The organism is Liquorilactobacillus uvarum DSM 19971 (assembly GCF_001434935.1).
GTDB classification, from domain to species: domain Bacteria; phylum Bacillota; class Bacilli; order Lactobacillales; family Lactobacillaceae; genus Liquorilactobacillus; species Liquorilactobacillus uvarum.
On the sequence record NZ_AZEG01000011.1, the window covers coordinates 65,490 to 78,357 of the forward strand.

At 36.4% G+C, this 12,868-nt stretch carries 11 protein-coding genes and 2 pseudogenes; 5 read left to right on the forward strand and 8 right to left on the reverse strand.

Going from position 1 to position 12,868, the window contains the following annotated elements; translation table 11 throughout:
* The first annotated feature begins 348 nt into the window (after positions 1–348).
* On the forward strand, positions 349–1,800 hold the full coding sequence (locus tag FD20_RS06985; protein WP_057737101.1) for a C40 family peptidase: 1,452 nt from the start codon (positions 349–351) through the stop codon (positions 1,798–1,800).
* A gap of 230 nt (positions 1,801–2,030) precedes the next feature.
* Here the strand turns inward: FD20_RS06985 and FD20_RS06990 are convergent, their stop codons facing one another.
* The 7 genes and pseudogenes from FD20_RS06990 to FD20_RS07020 form a co-directional block, all read right to left on the reverse strand.
* Complete coding sequence (locus FD20_RS06990; protein ID WP_057737103.1) at positions 2,031–2,738, reverse strand: ABC transporter ATP-binding protein; 708 nt, start codon at positions 2,736–2,738, stop codon at positions 2,031–2,033.
* Between the two features lie 6 nt (positions 2,739–2,744).
* Complete coding sequence (locus tag FD20_RS06995; RefSeq protein ID WP_057737106.1) at positions 2,745–3,524, reverse strand: ABC transporter ATP-binding protein; 780 nt, start codon at positions 3,522–3,524, stop codon at positions 2,745–2,747.
* A 4-nt stretch (positions 3,525–3,528) separates the two neighbouring features.
* The gene (locus FD20_RS07000) at positions 3,529–4,479 is read right to left on the reverse strand and encodes a branched-chain amino acid ABC transporter permease (RefSeq protein WP_057737131.1); all 951 of its coding nucleotides are present in this window, start codon (positions 4,477–4,479) and stop codon (positions 3,529–3,531) included.
* Positions 4,480–4,488: 9 nt separating this feature from the next.
* The gene (locus FD20_RS07005) at positions 4,489–5,367 is read right to left on the reverse strand and encodes a branched-chain amino acid ABC transporter permease (RefSeq protein ID WP_057737108.1); all 879 of its coding nucleotides are present in this window, start codon (positions 5,365–5,367) and stop codon (positions 4,489–4,491) included.
* A 46-nt stretch (positions 5,368–5,413) separates the two neighbouring features.
* Entirely contained in the window at positions 5,414–6,607 is a 1,194-nt protein-coding gene (locus FD20_RS07010) for an ABC transporter substrate-binding protein (protein ID WP_057737109.1), read from the reverse strand.
* A gap of 593 nt (positions 6,608–7,200) precedes the next feature.
* On the reverse strand, positions 7,201–8,142 hold the full coding sequence (locus FD20_RS07015; protein ID WP_057737112.1) for a dihydroorotate oxidase: 942 nt from the start codon (positions 8,140–8,142) through the stop codon (positions 7,201–7,203).
* 93 nt (positions 8,143–8,235) lie between these two features.
* Positions 8,236–8,691 (reverse strand): annotated as a pseudogene (locus FD20_RS07020) (PTS sugar transporter subunit IIA); the annotation flags it as partial.
* Positions 8,692–8,719: 28 nt separating this feature from the next.
* Between FD20_RS07020 and FD20_RS07025 the strand changes: the two are divergent.
* The 4 genes and pseudogenes from FD20_RS07025 to FD20_RS07035 all read left to right on the forward strand — a co-directional run bounded on the left by FD20_RS07025 (position 8,720) and on the right by FD20_RS07035 (position 11,814).
* Positions 8,720–9,265 (forward strand): glycoside hydrolase family 32 protein, encoded by a 546-nt coding sequence (locus FD20_RS07025; RefSeq protein ID WP_057737116.1) that lies wholly within the window; start codon positions 8,720–8,722, stop codon positions 9,263–9,265.
* On the forward strand, positions 9,204–9,473 hold the full coding sequence (locus tag FD20_RS14105) for a GH32 C-terminal domain-containing protein (protein WP_420864740.1): 270 nt from the start codon (positions 9,204–9,206) through the stop codon (positions 9,471–9,473). The genes FD20_RS07025 and FD20_RS14105 overlap by 62 nt, the downstream gene beginning before the upstream one ends.
* Positions 9,458–10,431, forward strand: a pseudogene (locus tag FD20_RS07030) (LacI family DNA-binding transcriptional regulator). The gene FD20_RS14105 and the pseudogene FD20_RS07030 overlap by 16 nt, the downstream one beginning before the upstream one ends.
* A 180-nt stretch (positions 10,432–10,611) precedes the next feature.
* On the forward strand, positions 10,612–11,814 hold the full coding sequence (locus FD20_RS07035; protein ID WP_057737118.1) for an MFS transporter: 1,203 nt from the start codon (positions 10,612–10,614) through the stop codon (positions 11,812–11,814).
* 77 nt (positions 11,815–11,891) lie between these two features.
* Here the strand turns inward: FD20_RS07035 and FD20_RS07040 are convergent, their stop codons facing one another.
* On the reverse strand, positions 11,892–12,665 hold the full coding sequence (locus tag FD20_RS07040; protein WP_057737120.1) for a DUF975 family protein: 774 nt from the start codon (positions 12,663–12,665) through the stop codon (positions 11,892–11,894).
* Positions 12,666–12,868: the final 203 nt, after the last annotated feature.

Here is a 12,868-nt window from a genome sequence, read left to right on the forward strand (position 1 = left end):
CTAATTTCATCGTAAGCAGAGACACCATCCCACCAATTTTGAAGGATTCTGCATTCCTTTAAAAAAAAGTAATCTTTTTGTAACAAATTTAAGCTTTATCTACCAAAAGATTTCTTTAACTTTGCGTAAAAGCATTGCTGTATCAACGTTTCGCCGTTCAGACATTTTTTCATAAAAAAAAACTGGGATTTTATACTTTAAAAAACGCTTTAATAGCAGTACATACCAGGCTTTATTACATTTTATTATTAATTTGTAATATAAATTGTACCCTCCTGCAATATTATTGGTCTACAATTTAGTTATCAGTTGAAAATAATTACAAGAAAAAGTAGGAGTGAATTAAATTTGAAACGTACAACAAAAACATTATTGGCCAGCACCGTTGGAGCTGCGGGTTTATTCCTTGCTTCTACGACGAATGCTAGTGCCTCAACAACAGTTAAAGTTAATCAAAATGATACTGTTTGGGCTCTTTCCCAAAAGTATGGGGTTTCAATCAAATCGATCGAAACTTTAAACCACATTGACCAAAATAATCATCTTATTTTGGTCAACCAGTCATTGTCGATTCCTAATAAGGAAGCTAACACAAAGACTGCAAGTTCAAGTAATACACAAAGTACCAGTTCAACATCAGTTGTAAAAGTAACGAGTGGAGATTCTCTCTGGAAAATTGCTAAAAGTTACAACATCACCGTTGAACAGTTGCGTACCTTAAATGACTTATCCTCAGACGAAACTTTGATTTTGCCAGGACAAGAATTGAAAGTTACAGGTACCCCTAAGGCAACGACGACAACTAAAGCAGCTGACACAACATCAAATACAGCAAGCACAGCAACTTCTCAAAATACTCAATCTTCAACAGCTGCTTCTACGCAACAGACAACACAAGTTACTGTTTCTGCTAACCATGTTACATATACAGTAAAAGCTGGGGATTCTTTATATACAGTTGCTCAGGCATATGGCGTTTCTGTTGATTCTTTGAGAGCTTCTAATAACCTTGGGTCTACATTGACAATTGGTCAAACATTGACAATTAACGATCCTACTAAGACTCCTGCAGCTCAAACATCAAGTTCTGCTAGTTCTGCTGCATCAAGTTCAGAGACAGCTAGTTCTGCTGCAACAACGCAAGCTACTCAACAAAGCAGTAGTTCTGTTGCTCAATCATCAAGTTCTGCTAGTTCTGCTGCATCGAGCTCAGAGACAGCTAGTTCTGTAGCAACAACGCAAGCTACTCAACAAAGCAGTAGTTCTGCTGCTCAGACATCGAGCTCTACAGCTCAACAAACAACTACTACTCAAGCAGCACCAACAAGCAACAATAATGCTGCTAGTTACTCATCACAAAGTACAACAGCATCAAGTGCTGCTACAACAACGAACACTGCCAGCAGTGCTGCTACAACTCAAAGTACAGCTGTTAAAACAGTTGCATCTGGCTCAATTTCATCAATTGCTACTCAAATTGCCAGCATGGGAATTCCTTACGTAAATGGTGGAACAACGCTCAGTGGTTTTGATTGCTCTGGCTTTACACAGTATGTTTATGCTAAGGCCGGAATTTCAATTCCTAGAACTTCTCAGGCCCAATCAGCAATCGGAACTTACGAGAGTGTTTCAAATGCTCAAGTTGGTGACTTGTTGTTCTGGGGTGGCAGAGGTTCCGCATACCATGTAGGTATTTACTTAGGTGGTTCAAGCTATGCAGCTGCTCCTGAAGAAGGCGAAAATGTTAGTGTTAAGAGTTTCACTTACTACCAACCATCATTCGCTGTTCATGTAAACTAATAAAGTTTATATAAAATATGAAGAATTTAAAACAATTAAGAATCTCGCTGACAGGCTTGATTTTTAATTGTTTTTTATTTTAAAAAAATACCATTTCTCTTTCTTAAATAAACATCTCACTCACAAGTGCTTAACCAAAAGTTCTCAAAAAAACAGCTTGAAGATGCCACAATTTGTAGACATCTTCAAGCTATTTTCATATTATAAGTTAATATTTTTACGAATAGAGCTCAGCCTCCTAAATACGCCTTTTGAACTGCAGGATCAGACAACAATTTGTTTCCGGCTCCATTCATCTTTATTTCACCCGCTACTAACACATATCCTCGATCAGAAATTGACAAAGCTTTTTTGGCATTCTGCTCAATCAACAAAATAGTTGTTCCCTGCTGTTTGATGGCCTCGATGATTTCAAATATTTTGTTGATAAAAATTGGTGCAAGTCCCATTGAAGGCTCATCTAACAAAAGTAGTTTTGGCTTCGACATCAACGCACGTCCTATTGCTAGCATTTGTTGTTCCCCGCCTGACAGTGTGGCAGCATCTTGATTTTCACGCTTCTTCAAAATATGAAAGCGTTCATAAACTTCATCCATCGATTCTTTGATCTGCTGCCGATCTTTTTGTAAAAAAGCACCCATTTGCAGATTTTCTTTAACCGACAATCCTGGAAAAATATGTCGGCCTTCAGGTACCTGTGAAATTCCGGCTGCCACAATCTCTGGGGCCTTTTTTCGACCAATGTCTTTTCCAAAATAACTTATAGATCCTTCGGCCGGCTTCAGAAGGCCTGAAATTGACTTCAAAATTGTCGTTTTTCCTGCACCATTAGCTCCTATGAGCGAAACAATTTCCCCCTCATTAATTTCAAAATTAACACCTTTAATGGCATTAATAACACCATAATTTACAACAAGATTTCTAACTTTCAATATCATTTTAGCTTACCCCTCTTCGCCTAAGTATGCTTTAATAACTGCTTTATCTTGCTGAATTTCGTTAGGTGTACCTTCAGCCAGCATCTTACCTTGATCTAAAACATAGATGCGTTCCGCCAGATTCATCACTAAGGACATATCATGTTCAATCAAAAGGACTGTGATATGGAATTCTTTTTGAATTTTGCGTATTAGTCGTGTAAGATCTGCCGTCTCTTCTGGATTCATTCCAGCTGCAGGTTCATCTAGAAACAAGATTTTAGGTTTCATAGCTAAGCCACGAACAATTTCTAAGCGTCGCTGAATTCCGTATGGCAAATTGGAAGCCAATTTATACATATCTTTATCTAAATCGAATATGGCTAATAAAGCGCGAGCTTTTTTCAAAATTTCATCTTCTGTTCGGTAAAAGCTTGGAAAACGAAGAACTGATTTAAAAAATCCCTCCTTATATTGATTGGTCATTGCCACCAATACATTATCTAAAACTGTCATATTTTTAAATAATCGTATATTTTGAAAAGTGCGTGCACATCCCATATTAGCAATCTGATATGCTTTTTTATTATTTAAAGAAATCATCTCTTCCCTTTCTCGAAAACAAATTTTTCCCGAGCTTTGAGAAATAACCCCTGTCAATAAATTAAAAACTGTGGTTTTGCCTGCACCATTTGGTCCAATTAAAGCAACCAATTCATCTTCATTTAATTGCATTGAGACATTTGAAACAGCTGTCAGTCCGCCAAACTTTTTTACTAGTTTATCAACTTTAAGTATAGTAGTCATAATTTTACACGCTCCTTCTTTTAATATAACTGAATAAGCGTCTGATTGAAATTTCCCTTGTTCCTAATAAACCTGAAGGTTTAAAAACCATGATTAAAATTAAGGCTGCTGCATAGATTACCATTCGTAAAGTACCGAAATCCTGCAACACAGTGTCCAAAACACCCAAAACAACAGCTGCTACAAAGGTCCCTGTAACACTGCCTACTCCACCAAGAACAACAATAATCAAAATTGAAATTGATTCCATGATCCCAAAATCATTTGGTGCAATTGTTTGTAAATATGAAGCATGTAGTGAACCGGCAATAGCTGCCGTTGCTGCACCAAGTACAAATGCAGCTAATTTCCACTTAGTAGTATTTATTCCCATAGCTTCAGCAGCAATTTCATCTTCACGAACAGATTTTATTACCCTACCACCACGACTATTAATAAAATTAACAGTAACAATTGTTGTGATACACATCATTACATAAACAATCGGCCATGTGGCAAATTGAGGAATATTGAACATTCCAGCCGGACCATTGGTTATTTTCATGTTATTAATAATAATACGAATAATCTCAGCAGCTCCCATTGTGGCAATGGCCAGATAGTCTCCTCTCAAACGCAGCGTCGGAATACCAACAAGAAGTGCCGCTATTACTGCTATGATCATTCCAACTATAAATGAAACATAAAATCCACCGATACTGACAGCTTTTTGAGTAATGATCGCGGTCGTATATGCACCAATTGCCATAAAGCCAGCATGTCCTAATGAAAATTGACCTGCAAAACCAATAATTAAATTTAAACCTGTTGCTAAAATAATGTTAATCCAAATCATTACGAACATATTCTCAATAAAACTATCAACTAACCCCACCATTATTAATGTGTTCATGAGGTAGAAACCAGTTATCATGATAATAAACCAACAAATGTTGTATTTAAAATTTGCTTTCAAACCAATCACCTAAACCTTTTCTTTAACGTTTTTGCCGAAAATTCCCATTGGCCTTATCAACAAAATAACGATCAATACCACATAAACAACTGCATCTTTATAAGCTGATAACCCGATCGACTGAACCAAAGTTTCTAAAAGCCCTATCAAGAAACCACCTAAAGATGCGCCAGGGACTGATCCAATCCCACCGACAACAGCAGCTACAAAAGCTTTAATTCCTGGAGTCAATCCCATCAAAGGATCAATTGAATTGTAATACAATCCAATCATTACACCGGCCGCTCCAGCCATAGCAGATCCCAAAGCAAAAGTAAAAGAAATTGTTCGATTAAGATCAACACCAACTAACTCAGCTGCAGCGTTATCGACTGAAACAGCGCGCATTGCACGGCCCATTTTAGTCCGTTTGATAATCAATTGCAGGATCAACATTAAAATACAGGAGGTGAGTAGAATCTCAAGTTGAATATTCGAAATTCTTACTCCACCTATATTGTAGTTGACTTGCTTTACCGCTTGCGGAAAGTCACGTGCATTCGAACCAAACAAATATGACATTCCATTTTCGAGGAAAAACGATACCCCAATGGCTGTAATCAGCGCCGTTATCCGCGGAGAATGCCTCAAAGGGCGATATGCAAGATACTCAATTATGACCCCACTTAATCCACATACCACCATTGCCGATAACAATGCCAGCACAAAATTAAAATGCCAGACATTGATGACGTAATATCCCCAAAAAGCTCCTAACATGTAGATATCACCATGAGCAAAATTGATCAACTTGATAATACCGTAAACCATTGTATAGCCAAGGGCCAGCAACGCATAAATGCTTCCCAACGATAAACCATTAATTACTTGTTGAAAAAATATTTGCACCGTGTTTTCCTCCTAATTAATCAATGCTCACCAACAAATTCAAAAGCTATTTAATTTCAGTAGCTGCACTGACTTTTCCATCTGTCAAAGTTTCAACAACTATTGGTTTATGCGCATTGTGCTTACTGTCAATCGTAATTTTGCCGGTAACTCCATCAAAGTTTTTGATTTTTGCCAAACCTTCCGCAATTTTAACCGAGTCAGCGGACTTTTCATTCTCAATCGCTTCTTTAATCATATTAACTGAATCGTAAGCAAGGGCTGAAAATGTCGGAGCTTCTTCGTTATATTCATTTTTGAAAGCTGTCATGAATTTCTTAGCTGTTCCATTTTGATTGGCAACACGCGTTGAGAACGGAGTAGTATAATAGACATTCGTTGCACTTTTGCTTCCTGCAATTTGAGCTAATTTTGGATCCGCCATTCCATCACTCCCAATAATAGGAACATTTATTCCAGCTTGTCTTGCTTGCTTGATGATTAAACCTATTTCTGAATAGTAACCTGGCGCATAGATAGCATCAATTTTTTTATTCTTGAATGATGTTAAAATTGCATTGAAATCCTTGTCCCCTTCTTGAAAATACTGAGAAGCTGTGATTTTCCCTTTATATGACTTTTTAAAGGCTTTAGCCAAACCTGTCCCATAATCACTAGAGTTATCAGCCAAGATCGCTACTCTTTTAGCTTTTAAATTCGTATAGGCAAATTTAGCAGCCGTTGACCCTTGAAAATTATTCTGATAACATGCTCGGAAAACATAAGGTTGAACTTTGCCGCTTTTCTGCAGTGTGTAATTTGGATCTGTTGCAGATGGGCTAACACTTGGAACAGCCGCCTTGGTAATGTTCGGAATCTGAGCTGTCCCAGCATTAGTAGTTGCAGGTCCAACAATTGCATTGACTTTATCTTTATTAACTAACTGTGCCGCAACAGAAGCTGATGTACTTGTAGATGTCTTATTGTCTCGTATTATCAAGGTAATTTTTTTCTTTTTGCCGTTAACGTTTATTCCACCCTTTTTGTTTATTTCTTTTACAGCCAATTGAATTCCTTGCTTCTGAGAATTTCCATAACCAGCTGCTGCCCCTGAAAGTTCCATATTCACACCGATCTTAATTGTGTTACCAGCAGCGTTCCCTTTACTCTCTGTTTTTGCTGTGCTGCATCCTGCGAGAATCCCAGCCACCATCATTGCTGTTCCAAAACCCATTAATTTTTTAATTGCACTTTTTCTCATAGCTGATCCTACTTTCCTTTTTTATTATTATGAATAATGTTATGAATAAATTCTGAAAACTAAAAACTATACCTCCTTTGGGGCAAATAAAAAACCTCATTCATTTAGAGAATGAGGTTTGATTACCCAGTGATCAAGCCCCATTGCCAAAGACGAATAAGGGCTCGATCAATCAGTTAAATTATATGGCAGAAACCATTTAATTTACCAACATCGGGTCCTTTATCTTTAGTAGTAGGGCTAAATTTTGACGGATAACGGTTATTCTATGTTCAGTTGATTTCGAATGTCTAATTTTCATAAAAATAACCTCCTATCAGAATTTAATGTGAATAACGGTAGTATAAGTGAATCTTAACTTTTAGTCAACCTTTTTTTAATATTTACGCAAATTTTGCTATGAGTAATTCGAAATCGATCGGATACTTTTGACTTATGGAAAAATTTATCCGAAATCAAAATTCAACTTTTAACCCAGCTCCAAAATTTAAAACGAAACAAGTTTATAAAACAGCTCAGAAAAGATGGCATTGCACAAGCACTATTTGTTTTAAAGTCAATTCAGATATCTTCGTCAGTTAGCAATGTTTAAACTAATTCATATATTTTAATTTTCCTTTGAAATCAGACAGTTTCTCATAACCTTTACTCCGCATAATCGCTTCTAATTCTCTTGTTAAGCGCCTAAAAATACTTGGGCCCTCTTTCATCAAAGCTGTTCCGACCTGAACCATGCTTGCTCCGCACAAAATATGTTCGAACACATCACGTCCCGTTTTTATCCCACCAGTTCCAATGATCTGTATTCTTGAGTCCAAGCGCTGATAAAAAGCATGAACATTCGCTAATGCAGTAGGTTTTATATAATCACCACCAATACCTCCAAAACCATTCTTAGGCTTAATAACAACTTTTTCTTGTTCCTCATCAATATATAACCCGTTACCAATACTATTGACACTATTGATATAAGTCAAAGGATACTTGTTCAGAATTTTCGCCATTTGATCAAAATGAACAATATCAAAATATGGTGGTAATTTAACTCCCAAAAGTCCCTCATAGTTTTCAAAAACCGTCTGCAAAATCATATCAACCGTTTCAAAATCATATCCAGTTTGAGGCTTTCCTGGAACATTAGGGCAAGATAGATTCAACTCGACGATGCCCTTAAATCCAGATTTTTTAACTTCCTCTAGTAACAGAACATCTTCTTGAACGTTGAAACCTGTACAGGAAACAAAGTAGTTTTTGTTAGGATTCTGCTCTTGAACTTTATTGACAAAATTTAAATAGTATTCCAGACCTTGATTTGGAAGGCCCATTGAATTAATACTGCCTAAATCAGTTTCAAAATAACGCGGTTTAGGATTTCCTTTTCGTGATTCCAAAGTTCCACTTTTCGTTACAAAAGATGCAGCTTCCGATTTATCAAGTGCTGATAATTCTTTTTCATCGTAGCACCAAACACCAGATGCATTCATAATACAATTATCAAATTTCTTTTGAGCAATTTTCGTCGCAGTTGAAACCATAATAAATAATCACCCCTTGTATAGTTTGAATTATTATAAGCTATTTTCTTCTCACTTAACAAGTGTGGTTATCTAAGTATTGTATTTATTTGTTTAATTGCGGGCTGTGGCAGTAATCAATTTACTATCTTTATCAACTTTACCAGCTGTAACCCTATTGACAGATTCATGGGCAGCCGTGTTAGTGACTACTACGATCACAGTTGGATCGTAGCCTGCCTTCTTAATCTTTTCAATATCTAAATTTCCTAAAGGGCTTCCTTGTTCAATATACTGATCTTGCTCAACAAATGAATTAAAGTACTTTCCCTTCAACTCAACAGTATCAATTCTAATATGGATCAATACCCCCACTCCATTATCCGATTTAAGTCCATAAGCGTGCTTTGTTGTATACGCAACAGTTACCTTCCCGCTCACCGGAGCATATATTGTGCCATCAATTGGAACAACAGCTGCCCCGTTTCCCATCATTTTAGCAGAAAAAACTTTATCATTAACTTCAGTTAAACTCTCATTTTGACCAGATACTGGTACATGGATAACTTCATATGCTAATATCTATCCTAATGTTTTTGTGATTAGTGATGCTGTTGATTTAGACAAGAGCTTTTTCAGCATCTCACAAGTTGCACCTGCCAATCTTGATGAAGGCTTTGATGTTTACGCAACTCAGACTTTTAATGGCCCTGGTGGAAAAGCATATGCTGTTAGTTGGGTTGGCCTCCCAGATATCTCACATCCAACTGACAAAGAAAATTGGGCACATTGCTTAAGTCAGGTAAAACAATTAACTATAAAAAACGGTCAATTATATCAACATCCTGTTCCTGCAATGGCAAATCTTAGAATAAATGGTCGGCATCTATCAGCAGGCAACAAAAGCAATAGAAAAATTTTTTTGATGAAGCGATCCTCAAAACACTTTGAACTCAAACTAACGATTTCAGCACAACTATCTGGCAAGCTCCATCTAGCAGCTGACGAAAATTTAACGCATAGCCTCGAACTTGAATTTTCAACTGCAGAAAAAGCTCTTCTTACCGTTGAACGTGGACGAAGTGGTATCTCCTTTGCCGAAAACTACGGAACAAAACGTTCAATCACATTGCCTTCTAAATAAAGCATTAGAATTAGATGTTTTTTTTGATAATTCAGTTTGTAAAATTTTTGTTAACAACGTGTTAAATGTATGTACACTACGCATGTTCCCTAAAGCAGATCAAAATAATATCATCCTAGAAAGCGATAGAGGTATCAATTATAATGGGACCTGGTGGAACCTAAAAAAATCAACTAAAAAGAAGTCACTGACATACGCCCAAAATTAACGGATGTTGCTAAGAAAGCTGGAGTTTCAGTTACAACTGTTTCGCGTGTAATTAACAATTATGGATATTTAAGTCAAACAACTAAAGATAAAGTTTTTGCTGCTATGAAAGAACTTAACTACCAACCAAATTTGTTAGCTCGTTCACTTCACGGGAAAAAAACAAATTTAATTGGCGTTATTTTTCCACCTCTTTCTAATCCCTTTTTGCTGAATTGATCAAACAAATTGAAAAACGCTTATTTCAAGCTGGTTACAAGACAATTTTGTGCAATAGTGCTGATAATCCAGAAAAAGAACGTACTTACTTGCGGCTATTGATGGCAAATCAAGTTGATGGAATTATTTCTGGTGCTCATAATCTTGGTATTAAAGAATATGATAATGTTGGTCTGCCAATTGTTTCTTTTGACCGTAAGTTATCCGACGACATTACCATCGTCAGCAATGATAACGTTAGCAACAAAGGAGTTATATCAGGCAGGTTCCCGTCATATATACTTTTTAGGAAGTTCTAAAAGAGCAGAGAACACTACTGATAATCGCTCACTCGGATATCAAAAATAATTAAAGAGTTTCGTTTAACCACACACATACATTCGATTGATTTTGAAGAATCACCAAATCTGAAACTTCTATCAATTCGAGAATTGTTAAATAGTCATCATCCCAACGGAATTGTATGTACAGATGATTTAACCGCACTATTGGTTTTGCGTTGTGCCCGAGAACTTGGACTAAAAGTTTCTGAGCAACTTAAAATTACCGGTTTTGACAGAACCAGATTTATTCAAGACTACCATCCTGAGCTTTCGACCATTGTTCAACCCATCCATGACATTGCGACTTTACTTGTTAATATTTTATCTAAGCGCATCGACCAGCCGCATACGGAGCTGGAACAGATTCAATATATTTTGCCAATCAAATTCTTACGCAGCACCACAACTTCACTTTGATCCGTGGGAATTTAATGACTAAAAACATATTTATCACCAATAAATTAAGCACAGTATTAGAAATTGCATATTACTTATCTCATTTACCATTAACAATGTTTCGAAAAAATGGACATGCTGCATCCTTATCGATTACACTAGTTATTACGTGTTCTCAATAATATTAAAGGATGTAAATTGATGACTTCTAAAACAAAACGTGCGATTCTTATTCTGATTTTTAGTGAATTTTTAGTTTGCTTGGGAATAGGTTTAGTAATACCCGTTATGCCTTTTTTAAAAAATGAACTCCATTTTTCTGCTATTGATATGGGGATCATGACATCACTCTTTGCACTTGCACAGTTTATAGCCTCGCCACTTGTAGGACAATTGTCAGACAAACTTGGTCGAAAGTCCATCTTAATAACTGGCTTGTTCTTATATATGTTTTCTGAGCTTCTTTTTGCCTGGACTAACAGTCTAACATTATTTAATGTTTCTCGTATTATTGGAGGACTTGCCGCTGCAATGTCTATCCCTACCACTATGGCATTAGCAGCCGATATTACAACCGAAAAACAGCGAGCAAAAGTAATTGGCTGGATATCTGCTGCCTTTAGTGGGGCTCTTATCTTAGGCCCCGGTCTTGGTGGACTTTTAGCCAGTTTTCATTATAAATCACCTTTTTGGTTCGCTGGCGCTCTCGGTTTTTTAAGTGCAGTTGCAGTCATCGTGTTTTTGCCGAACGAAAACGAATTGACTAAAAACTACGAGGCAACTTCATCAGGCTCGAAAAATAAACAACCGCAACAGAAAAAAAACATTGGTCTATTTACACAAACAGTTGTTATGCTGTTTGTGCTAATTCTAATTTCATCGTTTGGACTTCAAGGCTTCGAAAGCATTTATAGTATCTATGTTAACGAGGTCTTTAATTTCAGTATTAGTAATATCGCTCTCGTCTTAACTTTAAATGGAATTATTTCCCTTATTCTTCAAGTCATATTTTTTGAGCGCTTAGTCAATTGGCTCCAAGAAAATTTACTAATTCGTTACTGTTTCTTTTTTAGCATTTTGGGAACCGTATGGATTGTCTTGGCACACTCAAAAATCGAAGTTGTTGTTGCCACACTTATCATATTCTCTTCCTTCGATTTGCTTCGACCTGCAATCACAACACTTTTGACAAAAATAAATCCGCATAATCAAGGTTTAATAAATGGGATTAATATGTCTCTGACCAGCATTGGCAACATTATTGGTCCAATCATCTCGGGAGGATTACTTGATTTAAATTATCATTACCCTTATATCGTAGTTATCATCTTTCTAACGCTGTCCCTTCTATTAGCATTTACATTAAAAAGCAACAGCTTTAAATGTACACAAAAAAAGCCTTAATTCTGCAAGGAATTAGTCGAGTTAGTTCTAAGACTAATTTAAACACTTGCTGATTCAAGGCTTTTTTATCTCGTTAACTAATACTGTACAATAATTGGCTTGCCATCTTTGTTGTCATTATCTTTTGAGCTAAGATCTGGTCTTTGCTTTGCAACTAAATCCTTGTAAAAAGCAACGTAAGTGGCAGTTTTATATGGCGTCAGCCATATATATCCAATACCCAAAGTTAATACTGCTAAAATGTCCCAACCAATAAAACTTAGTTTAAGTATAAAGAAATCAAACTTATGACCATCCATTAATTTACGGCTCTCAGTAATATAATCAAGATAATTAGTATCTTCGTTATCCGTTTCGGAAAGATCTTTGTAAATCAAATACGCCTGTGAATAAGAGAAGCTTTTAATAATCCCAGGAATAATGAAAAGTAATGTCCATAATAATGTAAAAACACTGATCAAGATATACAAAATCAATACTGCAATGAAGTGGCGCTTTGAAAAAACACTAAAAGCTCCCTTTAAAACTTTAAAATCAGCATTTTTCGTTCTCAACCATTCTAAAAAAGTAAAGTTAATTCCAACTAGTATCATTGTCATTAATAAACCAGCAATCGGGCTGCCAAAACCGTTTCCGCTAGTAGCTGTGGAATCTGTATTAGAAAAAGTGGACATTTCACTCCCACTGCTATAACGGCTGATAAAATAGATCACTGCTAATGCACCAATTGCAACAAACATACTGATCAAAATTTGAAAAACAACTGGAATGAGTGTTAATTTAATTGCCTGCCCCCAATTCCCCCTGAATAATTCTTTGACTTCATTTTTTAGTTCTCTGCGTGACTTCATAAGTGTTTTACCCCTTTCCTTTTTCTTTTCCCTAACCATCCCCATTTTTATTATAGCGAAGTAAGGTATTATTTCGCATTAAAAAGACTTAGAGAAAAAAAAGAAGTTTGAGCAAAGCCATAATCAGCTATGTTCAAACTTCCTTAACTTGCACGGCAACGACCTACCCTCGCAGGGGGCGATCCCCCAACTACTATCGGCGC

Bases quoted from the DNA above. Each gene is read 5' to 3' on its own strand.
- FD20_RS06990 (WP_057737103.1), bottom strand. From the start codon at position 2,738: ATGATATTGAAAGTTAGAAATCTTGTTGTAAATTATGGTGTTATTAAT.
- FD20_RS07040 (WP_057737120.1), bottom strand. From the start codon at position 12,665: ATGAAGTCACGCAGAGAACTAAAAAATGAAGTCAAAGAATTATTCAGG.
- FD20_RS06995 (WP_057737106.1), bottom strand. From the start codon at position 3,524: ATGACTACTATACTTAAAGTTGATAAACTAGTAAAAAAGTTTGGCGGA.
- FD20_RS07010 (WP_057737109.1), bottom strand. From the start codon at position 6,607: ATGAGAAAAAGTGCAATTAAAAAATTAATGGGTTTTGGAACAGCAATG.
- FD20_RS07015 (WP_057737112.1), bottom strand. From the start codon at position 8,142: ATGGTTTCAACTGCGACGAAAATTGCTCAAAAGAAATTTGATAATTGT.
- FD20_RS07035 (WP_057737118.1), top strand. From the start codon at position 10,612: ATGACTTCTAAAACAAAACGTGCGATTCTTATTCTGATTTTTAGTGAA.